Genomic DNA, 23425 nt, shown 5'->3' on the forward strand with positions numbered 1-23425 from the left:
ACTCATGACCTCTTACTTTTATTCAATTTTAAGACATGATATAAATCAGCAGCATAATTAAATTTATTTTTATAGCGAAATGCATTTGCGAAAACAGAACTCAATTTTTTCTTTGTTAAAATATTGATTCGCATTAGATTTTCTTTCTTCATCTTATCTATAATCATTTCTTTTTGTTCTATATTTTCAATAGATTCCTGCTTCTTCATAAACATTTTTGCTGAATCTAGACGAACATTGAATCTTTTTAATGTATTAATCCTACCATCATAGATTCCATTTTGTTTTCTTGCAGTAGATACTTCTTTTTGAAATGAACTATCCCCATGTCTTCTAAATTTAATTGTAGGTATGGGCAAATAGTATAATTGATCAAAAATCAAAGCTGCACCCCACATTGCTAAATCATGAGCTGATTTTTCGGCTATGGTATAGTATTCTTGTACTTTTGGAACAAATTCTTTTTTTACGGCAAATACACACCCTGGTCTTTTCAATAAAATATTTTCTGAGCGAAAGACTATTTTTGATGCACCATCTTCGTCGATAGTCTTAAGTTTTCTTAATTTAGCAGAACTACCTGTCTCTTCAATTATTTCAGTATAATCAGAAACTAAAACTGAGATATTTTTATTTTTCTCAAATGGTGCGCACATTTTTTCGATTTTATCGGGTAACCATATATCATCTTGATCACAAGTAAATATAATTTCCTTGGTAGCTGCAGAAAGAAGTTCCATGAAGTTATCTCGCCATCCGCGATTTTTCTCATTTACTTTGAATATCCAGTTGTCCAGCTTATTTTTTTCAATAAACTTCCGAATTAAATCTGCTGTTTTGTCTTGAGAACCATCATCATAAATCAAAATTTCATCAATTAATTTCGTCTGGTCACGAAGTGATTCTAATTGCTCTATGATGTACTTTTCACCATTATAAGTAGCCATTACCACAGAAGTTGTTAATTTTTCATTCATTATATAAACCTCGTATTCATCTTCTTAATCCTTAAAATAAAAATCGTATGGATGATGTGTGACTCTTTCTTCTTCAGGCGGTAATTTCATATAGTTATCATATCTAAGAGTCAAGAATTTATCTCTTTCTTTAATAGCCATAAAAGTATGTCCTTCAAATTCTACATCTTCATATTCTTTGAACCAGTCAGTTGGAAAAACACCCCAATAGATGTTGATGAATTCCATATATCCACAGAATTCTGCTTCTTCAAACGGATATTTTGTTACTAGAGATTCATATTTATTTTTCCAGTAGTTATAATCCCCTTGGCGAAGTAATTTACGATATTTTGGATAGTATAAAATTCTTTTAGCTTTAGCTTTCAGCCAAGAACGTGAAATAGCATAAGAGTGATTCAAAGAAAAAACCATATTCGCTCGATATAATTCGCAAAGTTCACCAAATTTTTTACGTTCATTCAAATCTGTTGGGAACCCATCAATAGGGAAAATATCGACATAAACGCCAAGATTTTCATCCTCACTATTATAATATTGCTTGCTTACCGCTTTTGTATGCTTATCAACTAATTTGGCAAACGCATAACGATAATTCTCAGTGTTTTCCGGACTTAAAAGAAGATAGTCTTCTTGTTTTTTGAGCAACTCAAGTAGTCGTTCATAGTTGGGCCTTGTTAAGACGATGTCTAAATCATCATCCCACGGAATATACCCCTTATGTCGTTCAACACCAATCAGACTCCCGTAAAAGATAGAATAATCAATATTGTGTTCTCTACATAATTTGTCAATATATACTAAGATATCTACGCTTATACGCTGGATATCTTCATTCGTTAGTTTTTTCATTTTATTATTCACTCACCTTTTACTTTAGTGTATTCAAATGCAGAAATTCCGCCTAAATACAACCAGAAAATAAAACTTCCTATTTTATTTACTAAAACGAGTTCTGTTAAAAACATAGCTGAAATCAAAATTGCAAGTACTGCCATGGTATTTAATACATACGAATCGTAGTCTTTTATAGTACGCATAAATAGTTGTCGCAATGTATTCCAAATCTTAATTCCAAGAAATACAAGTAGCGGTATAGTCCCTAACAGACCTGTTGTTGCTAATAAATAGAAGATAAAATTATGGGAAGTTTGTTTTTTTGTTGCAATGAACGTATTCGGTAATTCTTTTTGAGCATAATTAACCAAATTACGAGGTGAACTCCCGACAAGCGGACTACTTTGAAAAATCTCAAACGAACTTTTCCATAAAGCAAAACGATTATTAGACACATCGTCCTTATTTACAACATCATCCCGTTTTAAACTGATAGAATTCTGATTTTTATCCGGATTTTCAGACTTTCTAGGAACATATCTTGCTGTTATATTGATCAATTTAGGGGCAGCATATTTCCCTGCTTCAGCAATTCCTAAAACAGCTCCAGTTCCAATAATCCCACAGATTACTGCCAATAATAATTTAGAAGCAATCGTCTTCCCAAATCGGTTATAGACAATAAAGAAGATAGCAAAATAAGCACACAATACCAAAGCAATCTCTGCTGTTCTTGATCCAGACAAAATGATGTAAGCAAATTGAAGAAGGATCGTAACTATGCTATAAATTTTTGCCATTTTGTTTTTATTCGTCATTAATAGCTTTACAGCAAGAAAAATAACTGCTACAGAAGTTGCACCGGCAAAATTAGGGTCAGAAAAAACACCATACAAACGGTTCTCGACAAATCCTGCTCTAAACCCATTATAGAATTTATCTAACTCCTGTACGTAGGAATAATTTAACGCAAACATTCCTAAAGAGATAAGAGCTAAGAGATTCCAACAAGCAAGCAATATTTTTTCAAACATAGGAATGATTTGTTTGAAATGGTCCTCCCTACCTATTCGAAAAACGACAAAGAGATAAATAAACTGCCAAATTACTAACTTGATATTATCGACGATTCCGGATGGACCGTTTAAAAATGTGGATAATAGTATGGCTAGTATGAAAGCTAGAAGCAGGTAATCTGCTTTTTTCAAGCTAAAATTCTTAGTAAATATATCTACTGCAGTGATTAATGCTGCCCATACCGTAATCAGTGTAAACAGCAAGGTATCATATTTTGAGGGAATCAGACTGTAGTAATTGATGATACGAATAATCAGTGCTATCCCAAATATTAAAATAAACCCTTTTTTACTATATTCTGAGTATTTATGAAACTTAACAGAATCCATTTTTTACACACTCACCTAACTATTTTTACTTTTGTATTTCTCATCTTCCAAAATTGCAAGTTTCTTATACAATCTCACATTCAACTGCAATACAGTTGCAGCTATTTTTCTGTTTCTAGTGAAATATGGACTACGTAGTATAAAAGTATAGTTTTTCCTTAAAAAATTAACAATTTGTTTCGTAACAGTACTTTTTTTCTCAGCATGACTAATCATTATTTTATCTAAGACAATGAAATATGCCCAACAAACTCTAGTATGTGCAATATCTGAATATTCAGGATAATTCGTTGCAATATACTTCTCATTCATTTCCCAAGCTTCTATTGTACTCAGATCTTTTTCGGAATAAGGAGAAGTCGTAATACTATTCGTTCTATGGTAATAATAGTATTTAGGTGTCATATCTACGACAACTTTTTCTACATTTTCTAACAAATGGAACATTACTGCCCCATCTTCTGTAATTTTTCCAATTGGATATCTTATATGATTAAATAATTCTTTTTTATATAATTTATTTACCGGATGGACAGATATCACTTTTGCTTCCAATATCATTTTAACAGTTTCGTTTTTTGTTAATACGTAATGACCAGGTGTCTTTGCCTGAGGTTCTTTACCTTCATAAACATCGTAGATTCCGCAGATAGATAAATCCGCTTTTTCTTCAAGCAAGTTATTATATAGAAATTCATACATGTCAGATTCAATATAATCATCACTATCAACAAAACCGATAAATTTTCCTTGTGCATTTTCTAAACCAGTATTTCTGGCTGAGCTGACACCACTATTTGGTTGATGTATTACTTTTATGCGCTTGTCTCTTTGCTGATATTCATCGCATATTTCCCCCGAACGGTCAGAGGACCCGTCATCTACAAGAATTAACTCAAAGTCAGCAAATGTTTGTAACAAAACAGAATCAATTGCTTTAGCTAAATACTTTTCTACATTAAAAACCGTCATGATAATACTAATCTCACACATTTTGCTTCTCACCTTTAACTAATTCTACTGTGTGTATCAATGATTCTTTCAATTCAAATATTGGATACCAACCATTTTCTTTGATTTTCTTGTTATCAAGTATCGCTGTGCTAGCTTTTGAAAAACCTTTTTGTTCAATCTCATCCGGCAATTCAAAAATTACTTGTTTGCCGCTGATATCAGCTAGCTGTTGTGCTAATTCTTTTAGTCGTAAATCAAAGTTTTCTGAAGAAACATTGTACGCCTCTCCTTTTTCTCCTTCAAGCAGTAAATGAAGAATAGCAGAAACAGCATCTCCAACATAAACATACGAAAAATATTGATTTCCTTCACTTTTTAAAACAATATCCTTTTGTTCGACTGCATTTAAAATAAATTGTGAGGATGCTTTCGTATCAGATAAAAGCATTGTCGGACCAAACGTACGGCAGAGCCTTGGAATCACGATGTCGAGGTCGTGTTTTGCGATGTAGGCTTGGCATAATGATTCACTGACTCTTTTTCCTTCAGGGTAGCCTGCTCTCAGTGTATTACAATCGATATACCCGCAGTAATCTTCTGTGAATTTTTCTATATCGCCTCGATTTTCGCCATAGATTTCTACCGTTGATAAAAATAATACTCTCTCAGGCTGGGTTGCTACTGCATGTTTCAATACTTGCTCTGTACCTGCAAGATTAGTCATGATCGTACCGATTGGATCAGTTGCGTAAGCCTTAGGATGTGTGTTACTTGCACCGTGTATCAAATAGTCAGCTTGAATTTCTTTTGGTAAGGGTTCTGTGACGTCACCTTCAACAATTTCGAAAGTATCTAAGGAAAGATAACTGGCAAACCTTTTTTCAAGCTTCTGACGGTTTCTGCCCATAGCATATACTTTGATTTTGATGTCTAGTTGTTCATTAGCAGCCATCAACGTATCAATCAAAAAAGAGCCGATCATTCCCGAAGCGCCAATCATCAGAACGGATTTGCCATGTAGCTGTTTTATTTTTGGTGTATGATTGATCACTTTTGCCAAATCTTCTTGGTACATTGGTTGTTTAATCAACGTCATCATCTTTCTCCTAGTCTTTCATTTTTAAATATGCTTTGAACAATTCTAGATCATCTGTTGTTGTCAATTTGATATTTTTATCAGAACCAGCAGCAAAATATAAAGTTTCTCCTAAATCTACCATCATGGTATTCGTATAAGAAGAATCAGTCATACCAATGTCTTCTTTCACTGCTCGGTCATATGCTGCCCGTAGTTTTCCGTATTGATAAGCTTGTGGAGTTGAGACACGCCGCAATGTGTTACGATCGACATACTGTTCCGTCGTTTCTTCTGTTTTCTTGATAAAAATTTGTTCATTGTAAGGTAGAGAGGTTACGCCATTACCAAATTCTTTACATTTAACGATTACATCTGACAATACTAGTTCGTCTACTAGTGGACGGATACCATCATGGATGATGATCGTATCATCGTCTTCAGAGTAATCTTTCAAAAACTGGACACCATTATTGATCGACTCTTGTCCTTTTGATCCCCCTGTAATGACCCATTGGACCTTGCTAATGTTGAATTCTTTGATATACGCCCACATCGTTTCTTCCCAGCCAGATTTACAAACGACTAAAATCCGATCGACCTGTGGATGTTTTTGAAATGATTCTAACGTATAGATAATAATAGGTTTACCTTCAATTGTAATGAACTGTTTTGGGATATCTTGTCCCATACGTTTACCGACACCGCCGGCAATAATAATAGCTGTAATCATTTTTTTTCTGCTCCTTTAGTTAAATAATATTTTCCTTTGTACATTTTGTATGAATGTTCTGGGTCAATATAAACTGCTTCATGGTGAGAAACCTGATCTTTTTCAGGTGGAAGCTGCATATAGTCGCCAAAAACTTGACTTAAATAATGATCATAGCCAATTGGTACTGGCATCTCTGTATCTTCGAATGGTACCCACACAGCAGATTCAAAGTCTTTTGCAGGATAAACATTTCCCATATATCGTGGACCGACACAAAGTTCTGTAACGAAATTCGTCGGGTTATCATTGTATTTGGTCATCTGCTTTTCAGCATATCTCCATATTTTATACTTCGTTTTTGCGGGTACGCTATTTAACAATAACTTTCCAGCTAATTCCATTGCTTTCCCATGGTTTTGGGGTACTTGCTGACTTCGATAAATCGCATAGATCATTGCCCATATCTTTTGCTTTTTCCGTTCTGCTTGCTTTTCAGGTGCAGTATCTAACGGAAAAATATCTAATTGGATACCATGAGGGATATCTAAATCTTCCTGGTACGTTTTGATAAAGGTCGTTTGGACGTTACGGATAGTTGTAAAGGAGTTCCGATCGTGATTCGTCAGAGTTGGTCTTAATAAAACAAATTTATCTTTTTGTGGGCCGGTTTCCCATAATTCAGCTAAGCGATCATAATCCCTTCTAGGCATGAAAAAATCTAAATCATCATCCCAGGGGATAAAACCTTTATGTCGAATTGCTCCGATTGCGCCGCCACCACAAAAATAACACAACAAATCGTGACTTTTACAAAAATCTACAAAGTATTGTGCCATTTCGAGATTTACTTTTTGAATTTTTTTTAATTCAGGATCTGTACTGTACATTATAGTTGCCTCAACCATTCTTTTATTAATCTTCCCTATTTTCTCATAAATAGAGGCGGTTTTCAATCTTATGCAAGTGGTTCTTTCTTTACTGACTGAAAACGGATAGATAAACAGCTATTTTTTGTTTTTAAAAGGGTTGTGACAAAAGACAGTCACAACCCCTTATTCCGACTTTTTTAATAAACTCTCTTCAACAATGCCATGATGCTTGGCATTTTCACTTCCACAAAGCTGCCGGCTTTCACCGCAGATAATAAGAGAGGAGCTGGCAAATTATACAGCCATTTTGTTACTTTTTTCGCGCTGGAATCAGTCAATGCAACCTTTTTAGCTTCTTGGATGGCTGGATCATTCAAGATATGCATAGCTTCTTCTCTTTTTTCTTTGGCAGTTCGCTCAGAATTCTCATAAATAGAAAAAATGACAGAGGTTGTTCCTTTTAAAAGAAGAGAAGCCATACCTGGTTTGTCTTTATCACTTGTCACGACATTTGCTAATTCATAAAATTCTTTAAAGGTTTCAAATTTATTCGGTTTGTATTGGTTGGTTATCCCTTTTCCACCTTCAAAATGATAGATATACTCGATTCTTGGATTCAATATTACTTGCTGACAATGTTCATAATAGTTCAAATTGAAGATACGGTCTTCACAACTGCTGTAATTTTTGAATAGAATCTGTTTTTCCATCAAGAGTTCCCTCTTGTAACATTTGTTCCAAACCACATACATCAGTTGCTGATTCATCAGATGATACATATCATCCACGAACTGTTCATGATTTGTATATTGGTATTCTGGAACAAGATAGTCCTTTTCCGAAATGATTTCTTCCCCGCTTAGCGTGCGGAATGTAAAAGAACTGATAAGCAAATCTGCTTCAGGATACTGTTCAAACAACTGCTGATAATCTGCCAAAATTTCCTTGACTGGCTCATCGTCTGCATCGAAAAATAATACATATTTCCCTGTAGATTGCTTGATGCCTTCATTTCGAGCAAGTCCAGGTCCTTGATTTTCGGTTGTAAAAAGTTGAAAATGACTATCTCCTTGGATAGCTGACTGAATCAGCTGCTCTGTTTTGTCAGTTGACCCGTCATTGACCAAAATCACTTCATATTCTTCAAATGCCAGATTTTTTAAAACTTCTATTGTATGAACGATCGTGTCTTCGGCATTATAAACTGGAACAATTATACTAAATATCGGATGGCTCATTTCATTTCTTTCCTCCAGCTTAGCGATAAATTTTCTCTTGTGAAAAGTCGATTTCTGCTAATGAACTGATATTTTCATCTTCATCTAGTCCTTGTGAGGACATCTTATCAAATAAGATTTTGATTGTTTGAAGTAAAATCTTCAAATCTAATAGTAAGGAATACTTTTTGATATACAACAAATCAAAACGTAGTTTACTATTATAATCTGATACATATTTTCCGTATACTTGTGCATATCCGGTAATCCCTGCACGTACATTGTGTCTTAAATAATAATAAGGATTTTCTTCATTGAACTGATCAACGAAAAATGGTCTTTCTGGACGTGGTCCGACGATCGACATATCGCCTTTCAATACATTAAAGATTTGAGGTAATTCGTCAAAACGTACGGCACGGATAAATTTGCCTACTGGTGTCACACGGGCATCATTGCTCTTTGCCAAGACTGGTCCTGATTTTGCTTCAGCTGTTGCACTCATGGAACGAAATTTATAGATTGAAAATTCCTTTTGATTTTTCGTAATACGTACTTGTTTATAAATAATTGGTCCAGGTGAAGTTGTTTTTACCAAAATCGCTGTGATTAGCATAAAGGGTGAAGCGAGAATCAGTAAAATAAGCGAAACGATGATATCAAAGAGACGTTTGAATAATTCATATTCCGGCTGAATTTTGAAACCGGAAGCTTCAATGATACTTTCATCTTCGAAATTCATAATGTTCGGATTGATCATCGTTAAATTTTCAAAAGTTGTATTTAAAAACAGCTTCTTCTCTTTTTTAGTCACTAATTGATAAATATTGATTTTTTCATCTTCTGGGATTTTTGAAGCCAAGTAGACAATATCGATGTCATCAATCAATTTTTTCGTGTTTTCGTAATACTTGTCGATGACTACTGCTTCAACCTTATGTTTGTTGTTTTTCTTAGATTGAAAGTTTTGGATCGCTGGTGCGACATCTTTCTCCAAACCTACGATAAGTACTTTCTTATCACGACTGACTCTTAAGTATAGTTTGTAAACGACTATCCGATAAACGCTAAGTAATATCGTGCCAAGTATAAACGAGAGCACGATGACGCCACGCGGAAATGCAAACCAACGTCCAGCAAAAGTAACCACCATGATCCCCAATGCTATCAGCACCTGTCCAATAACAGTAATGAAGACGATATCACTGATCATTCGGTTATAGAATACATAAGCTCCTAACAAAATATTCAACGCAATAAAGATAATGGAAATAAAAACTGCTGAATGCTGAAAGGTCTCTAAGTTTCTTGCTGGGACTTCTCCTTGGAACTTCAGCAAAAAGCTAAGATAGATCGACACATTCAATACAAGTACATCCATGATGATAATGAATATCCTGCGTGCCGCATTCCACTCCCCATTTTTATTCATATATACACTCCTAACCATAAAATAATGCCTCTATCATCTTACCATAGCAAAGTTTAAAAACCTAGTGAATAACCAAATTGTAAAGGAAATTAAAAGAAACTAGAAAAGGCAACTATTGTAGGCTTATATGTGTATTTCTGCCTAACAGAGAGTTGTACAAAAACCGTATCCCACGCTTCCTACTGAATGGGTGTTCTTCCTATCATCTCTTCGGTCACAAGTTACAATATTCATATAATTAAATTAAAAGAACTGTATTTTCATCAATAAAAATGAAAATACAGTTCTTTGATCAATCAGGTCTCAACGAAAAATCGCCGATTCCTTCTTTAGTTAGATTATCGTTATAAAATGGGTCATGAGCAATATAAGAAGGCCACTTATCTTGCATTTTTTTGATTTCCCCAGCAAAACGTCTTTGTTTTTCTGGTGTATCTTCATAACCTCTTGATTTAGATTCGAAATGGTACAATTCTGCTTGATGTGCATAGACATTGTAACGACCCAGTTCATAAACTTTCAAGCACAAATCAACATCGTTGAATGCTACTTCTAATGTTTCATCAAATCCATTGACAGCATTGAAGTCAGCTGCCTTGACCATCATACAAGCTGCAGTGACTGCTAAGTAATTGACGTCAATGACCAATCGGCCGAAATAACCACAATGTGTTCGATCATAGTTATTCAATGCATGCCCTGCAACACCACCGATTCCTAATAATACTCCTGCATGCTGCGTTGTATCATCTGGATAAAACAGTTTTGCTCCTACACAGCCGATTCGATCAAACTGTGCATAAGAAACCATCGCCGTCATCCAATCTGGCTCAATCACTTCTGTATCGTTATTCAAGAATAAAAAGTATTTGCCGTTTGCTTTTTCTGCTGCTAAATTGTTGATTCGAGAATAATTGAATGGAATGTCAATCAATTCTACGATAAAGCGATCTTTCAGCTGATGCTTGTATTCTGCAAATAATTCTTGCATTTTTGGATCTGTACTTCCATTATCCGCAATAATGATTTCATAATTTGAATAAGACGTTTTTTCGATGATCGAATCCACACAAGTTTTTAAATCTTCATAGCCATTCTTCGTTGGAATGATCACACTGACCAAATCCTCTTGCAAGACGTCATAAGTAATCTCATAAAATCCAGAAATTCTGCCAGGACGTACGCTTCCTTTGATGTTCCTTCTAAACAGGGCATCTGTCAATGCTTTCACTCCGGAATCATAGATATAACTTTTGGCTTCGCCATTACTTGCAGTTGATCCTGGGATCGTCCGCCAATGATACAAGACTCGGTCAATGTGGTAAATATGATCTTCAGGGATTTGTTCTGTCACACGAAGGACCAAATCATAATCTTGAGAACCTTCATAGCCTTTACGGAAACCGCCAAGTTCTTTAACAATGCTTGTTCGATATACGCCTAAGTGAGAGATATAATTATTTCCCATCAATGTATCAGGAGACCAGTCTGCTTTGAAGTGCGGATCAAAGCGATTGCCATCTGCATCGATTTTATCTTCGTCACTGTAGATCAAATCCAGTTCTGGATGTACGTTTAGCACTTTTGCCACTTCATATAATGCAAATGGCGGTAATTCATCATCATTATCTAAGAGTGCTATAAACTCTCCTTCTGCCATTTCCAATGCAGAATTAGTTGCCAGACTGATGTGTCCATTTTCTTTTCGGAAAACGACTTTGATTCTATCATCTTTTGCTTGATAGGATTCCAGGCACTTTCGGATAGCTGGATCAGTAGAAGCATCATCACTGATACATAGTTCCCAATGATCATACGTTTGATCCAGTACCGAATCAATGCATTTTTCGAGCCATTTGATTTCAACGTTATAGACAGGCATAAGTATGGAAATCAATGGACGGTACGCAAATCCTTGTGCTTCTTTCCTTTGCTCTTTCAGATCTGGTTTCTCATGACGACTGATCCATTCTGCATAGTCGATCGATCCTGGCTTCAATTCCAGTTTGACTCGGCGGATCGCTTTTTTTACGCCATGAGTCCTTGCATAATTTATCCCTTTTTTCAGTAATCTTTTTTTTCTTTCCCATGAAGATTCAATGCCGTCATCATAAGGGTATTTACCGTTTAATTTCACAGCTATGCCATTTTGATGTCTCGCTGTTTGGAAGTCTAAGATTGCTTTTCCTCTCATTTTCCCCGATAAACGTACCTTAAAACCGCTTTGGGTCTTAACATCAAGATTATATAAATGATTGATATCCAATCTTACGACATGTGTTGCTTCAGCAATCACATTTTCTTTTTCTACCTTTATCGTAGGGATTTCTTTGGTCACTTCATCAATTGCCCAGCCCACAATAAGCAAATCGCCAGTGGCCCGTTCACGAGTGATTTGATCGATAAATACGGCAATTTCTTTTTTTTGCACGATTCGTTTACTCCTTATCTTTATAAGTTAATCATTATTTACATTTCAATGATCCATGATTGACCATTTTGAGCCACTGCTTCCACTAAGAATGAACGTTCTTGCTCGCAAAGGATTCGTAATTCAAATCCCGCTTCTGTTCCTTTTGCGAGCTGTTCTGCTTGATTGACTTCTTCTCGTGAAACAGGAATTGCTTCGAAAAATGGCGATTGGTCAGCTGATAACTTATAGGACAATGGCTGGCGATCCGAATTAGCGATTCCCCATCCGATAATTTTTAATATTTTTGTTTCTGCATCCCAGATTTTCTCGTCAATACATATAGAAAGCTCTTTTTCTTGGATTTTTTTCGATGTTTCTTTCTTACGTCGTCCTAGTCTATGTTTGATTGTCCATTCATCACTTTCCAACAATGTGCAATAGCGATTTGTGGTTGTTTTTAACGTATGGACTAGTCTTGTATTTTCCTCAAGAAGATGATGATTTTCTCTTTCTAATTCATCATTTTTCTCAGAAAGCTGCTTTGTGACTTCAGCCATGGGACGAATCGTTTCCAACAATTCTTTCATTGTTGGTGTCAATTCCCCGATAAAGCGATAGTGACAATGGATCGTCACTTCTTTTCCAGAAATATCCGTTAGAACGAACTCTGGTAATTCTTTCCCATCAAACAAATAACAATCATTTACTGTTTTGACTACAGCATTTGAATCAATAAATGTGAGTTTTTCTCCAGCAGCTTCTGCGCTGAATTCGATAAAGCTAGGTTGTTGCGCGAAGCGAAATACCATTCTTTCCGTTGTTTCTGATACGGGGAAACTTAGTGTCTCATTTTCCCCTGTGAAATTATTGAATGGTATTTGTTGGATTGTTTCATCTTGTTTCGTTTGCTGGGTTACTTCTAACACTTTTACATAATTAGAATTTTGTGGCTGTGCAATGGAACTTTGTGCTACTGGATGTTTCATCAATGAGAAAAAGTATTGGTAGACTTCACCAAATGGTCGCATTTTGAAATCATAGCGTACAGCTTCCGGCAATTCTTCATAAGTTGATTTTAATTCTGTATCACCTACAGCTAAGTACAAGTAATCTTCAATATTAATGAATAATCCCGCTTTTTCAAAAACTTTTTGGAAGCCATCATGAGTATAAAAAGAATTATGGGTTTCATCTAGAAGACCATAAGAAGCCCACGGCAATTGGTTATTGAACAAATCGATCATGACAGAATTATGCGCCAGGTTAGGGAATGTAATCAGGATCTCTCCTTCTTCATTCAAAAATTCTCTGACTTTCTTCAATGTTTTTCCAGGATCTACCAAATGTTCTAAAACATCCGCAAACAAGACATAATCAAATGTCTGTCCAGCATAATAGTTTGCCCACTCAAAACTTTCGATATCACCATAAAATCCATCTTGAGCAAATTCGCTGACAAAATCGAACAATTCCTTATCTAACTCAACAATGCTCACTTCACATTGTTTTGCTCCGATTAAATGTTTCGTTAATCGGCCGTTTCCGGGACCAAACTCTAAAACTTTACTTCCTGGTTTGATCTGTGCGGCAATTTTTCCCACACTGCTTTGTTCATCTAGGTCCATTTCAAAATCATATTTCATTGCTATGAGTCCCTTCTTCCCATTTATGGTCTAAGACCACGATGCCTTCTCCGATATAAGAACCGCTGACAAACAAGTTCATGTACTTTGTCTTATATACCAAAGGAACCGTTGCATTTTCTTCAAAGACCGCAACGTCAAAATAATATTCACCAGCTAACAAACCTAACTTTTCATACTCCAGATAAAAGATATTCTCTCCTTTTTTCCAAGGAATCTTGATACCATCTAGTAGAGTATTAAGTCCGCACACATAAAAATTGTCGACTGTTCGTAGCGCAATTCCTAAAACCGGATTTTTGATTGTATCATCTTTTACTTCATAAGTTACTTTAACGTATAGTTTTTCTCCTTGTTCCAGCATATCCACCGGATTTTTGTCTTTATCCAACAATTCCGCTTTCGTCACGTCGACGATATCTGGAGCGGCGAACCGTTCTACTTGGTTTTTATTCCGATCCACTGTTTTAACTGATTTTTTCTTTAAAAAGTTTTCATAATTCGTCGTTACTTCCATCGTATCGCCATATTCGACGACTTCTCCGTTTTTCAACCAATAGGAACGATCACAAAAACGGCGAATCGAACTGATATCATGAGAAACGAATAAAATCGTCTTTCCCGAGTTCTTGATTTCTGTAAATTTTTCCATACATTTTAGTTGAAATTCAAGGTCTCCTACTGCCAATGCTTCATCAACAATCAAAATATCAGGATTCACATTGATTGCTACAGCAAAAGCTAGACGAACGAACATCCCGCTTGAATAAGTTTTTACAGGTTGATAAATATGGTCGCCGATGTCAGCAAATTCAATGATATCATCGACCATTTCATCGACTTCTTCTCTTGAAAAGCCTAGTACCATTCCATTTAAATAGATATTTTCATAGCCAGAATACTCAGGATTGAATCCTGAACCTAGTTCTAGCAAAGCAGAGATTTTCCCTTCGATTTCCATCGTACCGGATGTTGGTGTCAGTACCCCTGTAATGATTTTCAACATCGTAGATTTTCCGGATCCATTTTCTCCAACGAAACCGATCATCTCACCTTTTTTTATTTCTACATTCACGTTTTTCAACGCATAAAACACATCATGATAGGATTTCTTAAAAGGATTAAGTGCTTCACGAAATCGATCCGACGGTTTTGCGTACATATTATAAGATTTTGTGATATCTTTTAGTCTAATTGCATATTCTGTCATAGCTATTCTCCTTACAGCACATCTGAAAAATGTGGTTTCAATCTACGGAACACTGCAGAGCCGATTACGAACATTACTAATGTGAACACCCAGAAATACAAAGTATATGTTCCATGCTCCCAGAACCAAGCTTCACTTAAAAACGACTCACGATAGCCTTGAACAACATAGTACAGCGGATTTAATTTCAATATGCTTACAAGACCTGAGTCAAACTGGTTCGGGCTCCATAATATCGGCAATGTCCACATAATCAACTGCAGGACGATCGTAATCAATTGCATGATGTCTGGTAAAAATGGTTGGATGGATGCTGTCAGCCAAGTCAATCCTGTCAAGAAAGCACACATGCAAAATAGATAGTAAATCAGCTGTAAAGACATGGCTGAAGGATATATACCATTTATAAGCGCAACAGCTATGCCAATCAGAATGAAGAATAAATGGGTGTACAGATTGGATAGGATTTTCGTCGTGGGCAAGATACGAATATTGAATACGACTTTCTTTACTAAATAAGTATATTCCCGAAAAACAACCGTAGTTGATGCAAAAGCATCAGAGAAGAAGAACCAAGGAATCATCCCGGTAACTAAATATACGATAAATGGGTATTTTGCATCGATCATTTGTGCTTTCAGTCCAACGCCAAATACTAACCAATAAATCAATACAGTAAATAACGGATTGATAAACGCCCATAAGATCCCTAAAAACGATCCTGCATATCTTGATTTGAAGTCATTGATCGAAAACTGTAGCAGTAATTTTCTGTTCTGATAAATGTCCTTCATAAATAAATACAAATCTTTAAACATTTGTGTTCCTCCAAGCGATTTCAGTGAATTACAGTCAAGTGCCATTTTACCATATTTTTGGTACCGAGCTGCGTTCTTATTTATTTCTTAATTTTCTATGATACAAGATTTTCTCTAACGTTTCTATTTTACAGAAGATGCTAGACAATTGCAATAAACCAAAAAAGGCTGCGACGGTTGTCACAGCCTCTCTCGTATTTTGCGCCTATCAATGATAGCGTTGGATCCTGGAAGAATGAGCGCTATCTGGTTGTTCCTCATAACTTGGATCCCCAGCATTCATGTCGTCATATGGCTCTTCTATGTCATAGTATTCTTCCACAACTTTCGTTTCGTCATAGCGATGAACGGACATAGCCAACAGGATATAAATAATCGGAACCCATGGGTATGAAGTCAATGTATCCTCCATAAATGACTGCATCATCACCGCAAAAAAGGCCCAGATAAAAGTCATCTGCCCGTTGGATAAATCTGCTTTCATCGTTAAGCGACCAATAAAAAGGATAAGCAGCAAAGCAGCAACTCCAAACCCTATTAACCCATAGATATTCAAAATAGAATTATAACTATTGTGATTTCCTAAAAATTGGTTTCCTCGTTGGAAGATGAATGTTTTCATCCCTAGTAAAACTTGCTCAGATTTTTCTCCTAGCGTCTGATAGAATTTATGCCAAATATCTTCTCGACCGGTAAACAAATTGACTTTTTCGGAAACAGCGGCTAGATAAGAAATCGGTAAAGCCAAAAGAATCGTAGCCGTATAGGCAATAAACGGTGCACGAATGACACGCATCAATGATTTAGGTAAAAGATCCAATATTGCAAAAACAATCAATGCAACTAATGCGCCTCTTGATTGGCAGACCCAAATACCTAAAAAGGCTGCAACGACTGCTATCGCACCGATGATTCGAACATACCATCGTTCAAAAGAACTGGCAAATCCGCTGATCAATAAAGCAAGAGTCATCAAAGAACTTCCGATTGTATTCGTATTGATCCAAATATCAGAAAGCGAATTTCCTGGAGCCCAGATGCTTTGTCCTTCTGGTACTTGGATCTCTGTAAATACACGATATAACGTGATTCCGAGGAAGACCGTAAAGACAAGCAGATAAATCCCGCGATCCCATTTTGTCCACTCAATCCATTTAATTACTAAACAAAATAAAATAATCAAAGGAAACAGTAAATCTCCAAATAAAGACTCATTTCTTAATTCCCGAAAGTAAGAAAAGAAAATGAAAAGTGCAAGCGCAACACCTAGATAAAGAAAATCGACGCCTTTTGCTTTATAAACATTTAAAATGAGCAAAATAGCCACACTAAAAGTGATAAGTAGCGAACTGTTGTTATATATAAACAAAGTGGCTGGGAAGCTTAAACCTGCTGTCCAAACAAAAAAGACCAGCGTCAGCAGCAAAAGCAAGAAACCAGCACTCATTTTGTTGACAAATTTTTGTACGATTGCTTGAATTATCTCCACTCTCCTTTCTAATAATACTTCAGGGTTATTCTCAGCTAGCCCATTACTGTAAGACTAGCTGATTTTCCTGAGTTTGTGTTTGTGGTACATCTGGATAATCCGGATATTCTACTTTAAAAATCATATAACCATCTTTATCCGGTCCATATAGTTGTGTGAATTGAGCTTCGTATAACTGATTGTAATCAGTTAACGGTCGTTTACTGATTACATAGTTGATCCCTAATTTTTCTGCGTCTTCAAAATTCAACGTGACTGAGAACATATCTGGACGATCTAAAATGAACTTTGTATCTTCCTTAGCGATAAAAGCTCTTGTGTGAGCATACCGATTATAATACTTCTCATATTCTTCTTTTGGATCGATTTTCTTCCATGCAGCCATATCTGGATAAAAGCGGACTGTATTGAAAGATTTTACACCCAAAGTTGGGGTGAAGTTATACAGTTCATCTTCAGTCAACCAGACTTTGCCAGGGTCTTGTTGATCGATTTTTCGGATTTCTTTTGCCAGTGTTTTTTCAAAAATCGCTCCAGTACCTTCTACGACTGGATTGACAAAGAAACCAGATGCGATGATCACGCCGGCAAAAGCAAGATAAAACAAGCGTCTCCAGCCAAATAATGCAAAAGCTAAAATCACTGTTCCCAACACAGCAACTGCGATGGTTTCGAAATCTGAAAAATAATTATCCATCTTCGAATGAGTAATTGCATAGAAATAAGACCATGCGTTTACTGCCAGTAAAATGAATTTATACCAAATAGGAATAACATCTTCTCTCCAAATATAAGCGATGAACCAAATTGATAATAGGCAAGCCGCAAAACTAAAAGTAAGGATGGCTCTTAAAGGAGGAACATAAGACAGCAGAGTAATTTCTGCTAGCCATTTTGGCAATCCAACGGTAATCCAAAAGATAGAAAACAGACAAAAAATCATCAAAATACGTCCCAATAACTTTTGTTCACTATCTTTTTTGCCAAATAACACAAATGGACTGGCTAGGAATACAGTTGGAAAGAAGTGATAGAACAAAGCCACTTCAGAGTTATTCGAATAGTTGATGTCTTCAAAAGGGATTTTCCAGTTTGTCAGGAAAGAAAAAAATTCGCCAATCGTCCACTTTCCACCGGTGCTGACTCGTTTTCCTGGATATAAGGTATCCAAAGAAGCTAACAATGCGTCTTTTGACGTCAGCCAGAAATGAACCATGACTCCGCCAATAAATAAAACTGCCCCTCCAATCAACACTACATCCAACAGATCCCAAGAAATTTTCTTGCTGTAATAAATAAGCAAGCCAACAAAATAAAAAATCAGCAAGTACGCCAGCATCACTTGATGGGCTGGGTAAATCACTAAAATAAACCCAATACCGAAAATAATCACCAAAAACATCATCAACGTTCGCAGCCATTTTTTATCATGATTGTAGAAATAATGATAAAAAGCAGTCATCAATCCCAAAGTAAAGAAAATCAAATCGCCCACATGCTGCATGAACCACCACTGGACTGCGGGAGAAAACGTCAGCGCAAATGCACCGATCAGCGATAGAGCTTTTTTTCTCTTCGTTAATATCATCAGTACTTCGAATCCAAGCAAGACCATGACGACTAATTTCATCGCCCAATAAAAGGAAAGGCCTCGATCTCTTCCGAGGAAAAAGAATCCCCAGTTGAATGGTTTTCCGATAACCGTAATATCCTTTACAGGAGAATTATACGCAATGATCATATTTTGTCCGTTCAATGAATAATCTTCGTTCACCAACGGAAAGTCCTCTTCAGCTTGTGAGAGGTAAAAAGGTGTCTGCACCAGCCATTCATCTGACCGCACTTCCCGATTCTGTCCAAAAATCACATCAGTTTTTTTCCCATCGTCTCTTTGCGACACATATTTATCCCAAACACCAAGTGAACTTCCGTTTAAATTAAAAGTAACAATGACCACGATGACTAAAACACCAATAAGGTATCGGAGTTTTAGAAACAGGTCAAGCACCAAATTCGAATCTGCCTGATTCGCTTTTGGTTTTTCTTTTCGTCGTGCACTTCTTGTTTGTTTTTCCATATCATGCTCCAAATTCTATTTGATAAAAAGGAAATTACTTATTCATTTTTTTGGCAGCTTCCAGCATTTGCGCAAGTGCTTCTTGCCAAGTTGGTATGGCAAATCCTAACGCTTCTGTCTTTTTCAGGCTCATGACTGAATACTGCGGACGCGTTGCTTTTTGTGGAAATTCTTCTGATGTAACAGGCGCTACTTCCACATCTGTATCTTTCAATATTTCTTTTGCAAATTCATACCAAGAACAGCTATTTTCGTTCGACAAATGATAAATACCGAATGGTGCTTTTTCTTCGATGACATATACCATAAATTCTGCCAAAGTACGTGTCCAAGTTGGCCGCCCGAACTGGTCATTTACTACAGTCAGTTTGTCGCGGGTTTCCGCTAGGCGTTGCATCGTGAAGACGAAATTGTGTCCATAAATCCCGAAAACCCAAGAAGTTCGTATGATATAATAGTCTTCTAAAATCTCTTCTACTGCTTTTTCACCTAATAATTTCGTACGACCATATTCATTTAGTGGATTCGTTTGGTCATCTACTTCGTACTCTACATTTTTGTTTTTTCCATCGAAGACATAGTCTGTACTGATATAGACGAATTGAGCATTCACAGCTTTTGCTGCAAGTGCTACATTTCTTGTGCCATCGACATTGATTTTCTCATCTAATTCTTTTGCTTCTTCTTCTGCTTTATCTACTGCTGTGTAAGCTGCGCAATGGAAAATCACATCCGGTTTTAATTCTGTAATATAAGCCATTGTTTTCTCAGCATCTGTGATATCCAAGTCTTTTGCATCTGTTGAAACATATGGCAGATTTTTTTCATCTAATAAATGGCGCAATTCTGTACCTAATTGTCCATTTCCTCCAGTTAATAAAAACATATGGTTATCCGCTCCTTGATTTTTATTTTAAAAAAGAGACAGGCGAGCGCCTGCCTCACATGTGTTTTTCCATTAATACAGTGAAATTTTCTCTGTATTATTGTCCATTTTTGGCATATGCTGCTTCAACGGCCTCTTTTTCTTTTTTCCACCAGTCTTCATGTTCTTCGTACCATTTGATCGTGTCAGCCAACCCATCACGGAAGTTCGTAAACTCAGGCTGCCAACCTAGCTCTTCTCGCAATTTTGTCGAATCGATTGCATAACGCAAATCGTGTCCTGCACGGTCGTTTACATGGTCGTATGCGTCTTTTGGTTGACCCATCATTTCTAAGATCAATTCCATCACGGTCTTATTATCTTCTTCGCCGTCCGCACCGATCAGATAGGTTTCGCCAATTCTGCCTTTTGTCAAGATCAACCACACTGCTGAAGAATGATCATTTGTATGGATCCAGTCACGAACATTTTTCCCTTCACCATATAATTTTGGACGAATACCGCTTAAAATATTCGTTACTTGGCGAGGTATAAATTTTTCAATATGCTGGTAAGGACCATAGTTGTTTGAACAATTTGAAATAGTTGCACGTAAGCCAAAAGAACGTACCCACGCTTTTACTAACAGATCTGAACCAGCTTTTGTAGAAGAATATGGGCTTGAAGGATTATATGGTGTTTCGGCAGTGAATTTTTCTCCTTCGCCTTCTCCATGTCCCGGTAGGTCTTCACGTAATGGAAGATCTCCGTAAACCTCGTCAGTAGATACGTGATGATAGCGTACATCATACTTGCGGCAAGCTTCTAAAAGTGTATACGTACCAATGATATTCGTTTGTACAAATGGGAAAGGATCTTTTAATGAATTATCGTTATGGGATTCTGCCGCGTAATGAACAACTGCGTCCGCTTCTTTTACTAGACGGTCCACTAATTCTGCATCTGCAACATCTCCTACGACCAATTCTACGCGATCGCTAGGAAGTCCAGCCAAGTTCTCTTTGTTTCCTGCATAAGTCAGTTTATCCAAAACAGTGACATGCACTTCTGGATGATTGTTTACCACGTAATGAACGAAATTAGAGCCGATGAATCCGGCACCTCCGGTAACAATGATGTTTTTCATAAGAAAATTTCTCCTTAATTCTTAGATTTCTCCGTAAACAAATGGATTTTCTGCTTCAAATTCTTTTAATGTCGGATGACGGTGATCTTTTTCAGACATAATCGCTCTTGATGGATCAATTGGCCAAGCAATCGCTAAATCTGGATCATCAAATGCGATGCCTCCATCTGCTTCTGCATTATAGTAATTATCACACTTGTAAAGGAAGTTCACGTTTGGTGTCAAAGTAACGAATCCATGTGCATATCCTTTAGGTACAAGCAACTGACGATGATTATGTTCAGATAAGATAAATCCGTCCCATTGACCATAAGTCGGGCTGCCTTTGCGGATGTCCACTACTACGTCTAAAACTGCTCCAGTAACCACACGAATCAATTTTGTCTGTGCAGCTTCTCCTTTTTGGAAATGGAGTCCCCGAAGAACACCAGCTTCAGCAGATAATGAATGATTGTCTTGAACAAAGTCATAATCTAATCCATGTTCTGCAAATTTTGCTTTTGAATAGCTTTCTGTAAAAAAACCGCGATGGTCGCCAAAGACATCCATTTCTACGATTTTTACATCTGTTAATTTTGTATCTGTTACTTTCATCTGTAGGAACTCCTTATTCAGCGGCCAAATTCAATAAATATTGACCGTATTGATTTTTTTTCAAAGGCTGTGCAAGGGCTAGCAGTTGTTCTTTATCAATGTAGCCCATACGGTAAGCAATTTCTTCCAAACAAGCCACTTTTAAGTTCTGACGTTTTTCAATCGTTTCGATAAAGGTAGATGCTTCAAGCAATGATTCATGTGTTCCTGTATCAAGCCAAGCAAATCCGCGTCCCATAAGTTCTACAGATAGTTTTCCTTTATCCAAATATGCTTTATTGACATCTGTGATTTCTAGTTCTCCACGTTCTGACGGTTTGATTCCTTTAGCAATAGAAATCACCTCATTGTCATAAAAATAAAGGCCAGTTACTGCGTAATTTGATTTTGGCTGAGCAGGCTTTTCTTCAATCGACAAAGCTTGCATATTCTCATCAAATTCTACTACACCAAAGCGTTCTGGATCATTGACATGATAGCCAAATACTGTCGCGCCTGCATCTTTTGAAGCTGCTCGTTGCAACATTTTAGACAGACCGCCACCATAGTAAATATTGTCCCCTAATACCAAGCAGACACTGTCATCTCCAATAAATTCTTCTCCAATGATAAACGCTTGTGCCAATCCATCTGGACTTTCTTGTACTGCATATTCAATCTGCAGTCCTAAATCATTTCCGTTTCCAAATAATTCCTTGAAACGTGGTGTATCTTGTGGCGTTGAAATAATCAGAATTTCTTTGATTCCCGCCAACATCAGAGTAGACATTGGATAATAAATCATTGGTTTGTCATAAATCGGCATCAATTGTTTCGATGTTGCCTTTGTTAAAGGGTACAGACGTGTTCCGCTGCCCCCAGCAAGAATGATTCCCTTCATGGATATATGCTCTCCTTTTTGATTTCAAATTTCACTTTGCTATTATCTCATCAATCGTTATATTTGTCATGGAAATATTAAGGATTTAAACATCTTTTATCAACGTTTAAACCATTTTCGTTTGATCAACGCCGTAATCAGATGAACACGCCAGGAAATTTTTTGGCGTAATCTAGAATGCGTTTCAATCTCACTCGCATTTAAATCATGTCTTCGATACAGTGTCAAAGGTTCTCTCAGAAACCCAGTCTTCCTTCCTCCCAACAAACCGATCCACATGTCATGCATAGGCACTTCTGAGGGAATCGGCAAAATATCGGTTTTCAACGAAGAGCGAAAAGCCATACCTGCACCAATATAATGACTTCGTATCACATTATTGACCCATCCTTCTTTGGAATTTCGGAATGAAAAATAGGAAGCATGGATCTCTTGCAGCTTACTGTTCACAATGATCAAATCTGAAACGACTACTAACTGATCCGGATGCTGTTCAAAATAGTCAGTGATTTTTTTCACTTTTGTCTCTAACCAAACATCATCTTGATCTGCCAAAAAGATTAGCTCTCCTTTCGTCTGCTGGATCGCATAGCCAAAATTAGCGATCAACCCTTGACGAGGTCCTGAAAAAAGCTTTATCCGTCTATCTTTTTCTGCGTATTCAGTCAATATATCCCATGTATCATCTACTGACCCATCATCAGAAATAATCACTTCATCTTCTGCTGAAAGCTGAGATAAAATACTATCCAACTGCTCTCTTAAATATCTGCCCCCATTAAAGGTAGCTATACAAACCGAACGCAC

At 36.6% G+C, this 23425-nt stretch carries 20 protein-coding genes; all 20 read right to left on the reverse strand.

Features of this window, described 5'->3' with window-relative positions; all coding sequences use genetic code 11:
* Positions 1–2: 2 nt before the first annotated feature.
* A complete protein-coding gene (locus tag IGJ53_RS10045; RefSeq protein ID WP_438750167.1) occupies positions 3–977 on the reverse strand; it encodes a glycosyltransferase in 975 nt (324 codons plus the stop codon).
* A gap of 24 nt (positions 978–1001) precedes the next feature.
* Complete coding sequence (locus tag IGJ53_RS10050; protein ID WP_010733403.1) at positions 1002–1829, reverse strand: LicD family protein; 828 nt, start codon at positions 1827–1829, stop codon at positions 1002–1004.
* Between the two features lie 8 nt (positions 1830–1837).
* Positions 1838–3220: an O-antigen ligase family protein gene (locus IGJ53_RS10055; protein ID WP_010733402.1), complete on the reverse strand. Its 1383-nt coding sequence runs from the start codon at positions 3218–3220 to the stop codon at positions 1838–1840.
* 15 nt (positions 3221–3235) lie between these two features.
* Positions 3236–4213 carry a glycosyltransferase family 2 protein gene (locus tag IGJ53_RS10060; protein WP_010733401.1) on the reverse strand — a complete coding sequence of 326 codons (978 nt, stop codon included), beginning with the start codon at positions 4211–4213 and terminating at the stop codon, positions 3236–3238.
* Positions 4206–5273 carry an NAD-dependent epimerase/dehydratase family protein gene (locus IGJ53_RS10065; RefSeq protein ID WP_080114461.1) on the reverse strand — a complete coding sequence of 356 codons (1068 nt, stop codon included), beginning with the start codon at positions 5271–5273 and terminating at the stop codon, positions 4206–4208. The genes IGJ53_RS10060 and IGJ53_RS10065 overlap by 8 nt, the downstream gene beginning before the upstream one ends.
* Before the next feature lie 7 nt (positions 5274–5280).
* Positions 5281–5982 carry an IspD/TarI family cytidylyltransferase gene (locus tag IGJ53_RS10070; protein ID WP_002310302.1) on the reverse strand — a complete coding sequence of 234 codons (702 nt, stop codon included), beginning with the start codon at positions 5980–5982 and terminating at the stop codon, positions 5281–5283.
* Complete coding sequence (locus IGJ53_RS10075) at positions 5979–6851, reverse strand: LicD family protein (RefSeq protein ID WP_010733399.1); 873 nt, start codon at positions 6849–6851, stop codon at positions 5979–5981. The genes IGJ53_RS10070 and IGJ53_RS10075 overlap by 4 nt, the downstream gene beginning before the upstream one ends.
* A gap of 179 nt (positions 6852–7030) precedes the next feature.
* Positions 7031–8071 carry a glycosyltransferase family 2 protein gene (locus tag IGJ53_RS10080; RefSeq protein WP_010733398.1) on the reverse strand — a complete coding sequence of 347 codons (1041 nt, stop codon included), beginning with the start codon at positions 8069–8071 and terminating at the stop codon, positions 7031–7033.
* Positions 8072–8090: 19 nt separating this feature from the next.
* Positions 8091–9482, reverse strand: coding sequence for a sugar transferase (locus tag IGJ53_RS10085; protein ID WP_010733397.1), 1392 nt, complete (start codon positions 9480–9482; stop codon positions 8091–8093).
* A gap of 292 nt (positions 9483–9774) precedes the next feature.
* Positions 9775–11913 carry a glycosyltransferase family 2 protein gene (locus tag IGJ53_RS10090; protein WP_010733396.1) on the reverse strand — a complete coding sequence of 713 codons (2139 nt, stop codon included), beginning with the start codon at positions 11911–11913 and terminating at the stop codon, positions 9775–9777.
* 38 nt (positions 11914–11951) lie between these two features.
* Positions 11952–13538: a class I SAM-dependent methyltransferase gene (locus IGJ53_RS10095; protein ID WP_002375224.1), complete on the reverse strand. Its 1587-nt coding sequence runs from the start codon at positions 13536–13538 to the stop codon at positions 11952–11954.
* Positions 13528–14748, reverse strand: coding sequence for an ABC transporter ATP-binding protein (locus tag IGJ53_RS10100; protein ID WP_002289079.1), 1221 nt, complete (start codon positions 14746–14748; stop codon positions 13528–13530). Before IGJ53_RS10100 ends, IGJ53_RS10095 begins: the two co-directional genes overlap by 11 nt.
* Positions 14749–14759: 11 nt before the next feature.
* Positions 14760–15566 carry an ABC transporter permease gene (locus IGJ53_RS10105; RefSeq protein WP_002289081.1) on the reverse strand — a complete coding sequence of 269 codons (807 nt, stop codon included), beginning with the start codon at positions 15564–15566 and terminating at the stop codon, positions 14760–14762.
* 208 nt (positions 15567–15774) lie between these two features.
* Positions 15775–17055 (reverse strand): EpaQ family protein, encoded by a 1281-nt coding sequence (locus IGJ53_RS10110; protein ID WP_042957048.1) that lies wholly within the window; start codon positions 17053–17055, stop codon positions 15775–15777.
* A 43-nt stretch (positions 17056–17098) separates the two neighbouring features.
* The gene (locus IGJ53_RS10115) at positions 17099–19132 is read right to left on the reverse strand and encodes a DUF7657 domain-containing protein (RefSeq protein ID WP_010733394.1); all 2034 of its coding nucleotides are present in this window, start codon (positions 19130–19132) and stop codon (positions 17099–17101) included.
* Between the two features lie 34 nt (positions 19133–19166).
* The gene (gene rfbD, locus IGJ53_RS10120) at positions 19167–20018 is read right to left on the reverse strand and encodes a dTDP-4-dehydrorhamnose reductase (RefSeq protein ID WP_002315336.1); all 852 of its coding nucleotides are present in this window, start codon (positions 20016–20018) and stop codon (positions 19167–19169) included.
* A gap of 97 nt (positions 20019–20115) precedes the next feature.
* A complete protein-coding gene (gene rfbB, locus IGJ53_RS10125) occupies positions 20116–21144 on the reverse strand; it encodes a dTDP-glucose 4,6-dehydratase (protein ID WP_002292882.1) in 1029 nt (342 codons plus the stop codon).
* A 21-nt stretch (positions 21145–21165) separates the two neighbouring features.
* Positions 21166–21738: a dTDP-4-dehydrorhamnose 3,5-epimerase gene (rfbC, locus tag IGJ53_RS10130; protein ID WP_010733393.1), complete on the reverse strand. Its 573-nt coding sequence runs from the start codon at positions 21736–21738 to the stop codon at positions 21166–21168.
* 13 nt (positions 21739–21751) lie between these two features.
* Positions 21752–22618: a glucose-1-phosphate thymidylyltransferase RfbA gene (gene rfbA, locus IGJ53_RS10135; RefSeq protein ID WP_002292884.1), complete on the reverse strand. Its 867-nt coding sequence runs from the start codon at positions 22616–22618 to the stop codon at positions 21752–21754.
* Positions 22619–22717: 99 nt separating this feature from the next.
* On the reverse strand, positions 22718–23425 hold the full coding sequence (locus IGJ53_RS10140; RefSeq protein WP_010733392.1) for a glycosyltransferase family 2 protein: 708 nt from the start codon (positions 23423–23425) through the stop codon (positions 22718–22720).

This window comes from Enterococcus sp. DIV1283b (assembly GCF_051710965.1).
Taxonomy (GTDB): Bacteria; Bacillota; Bacilli; order Lactobacillales; family Enterococcaceae; genus Enterococcus_B; species Enterococcus_B lactis.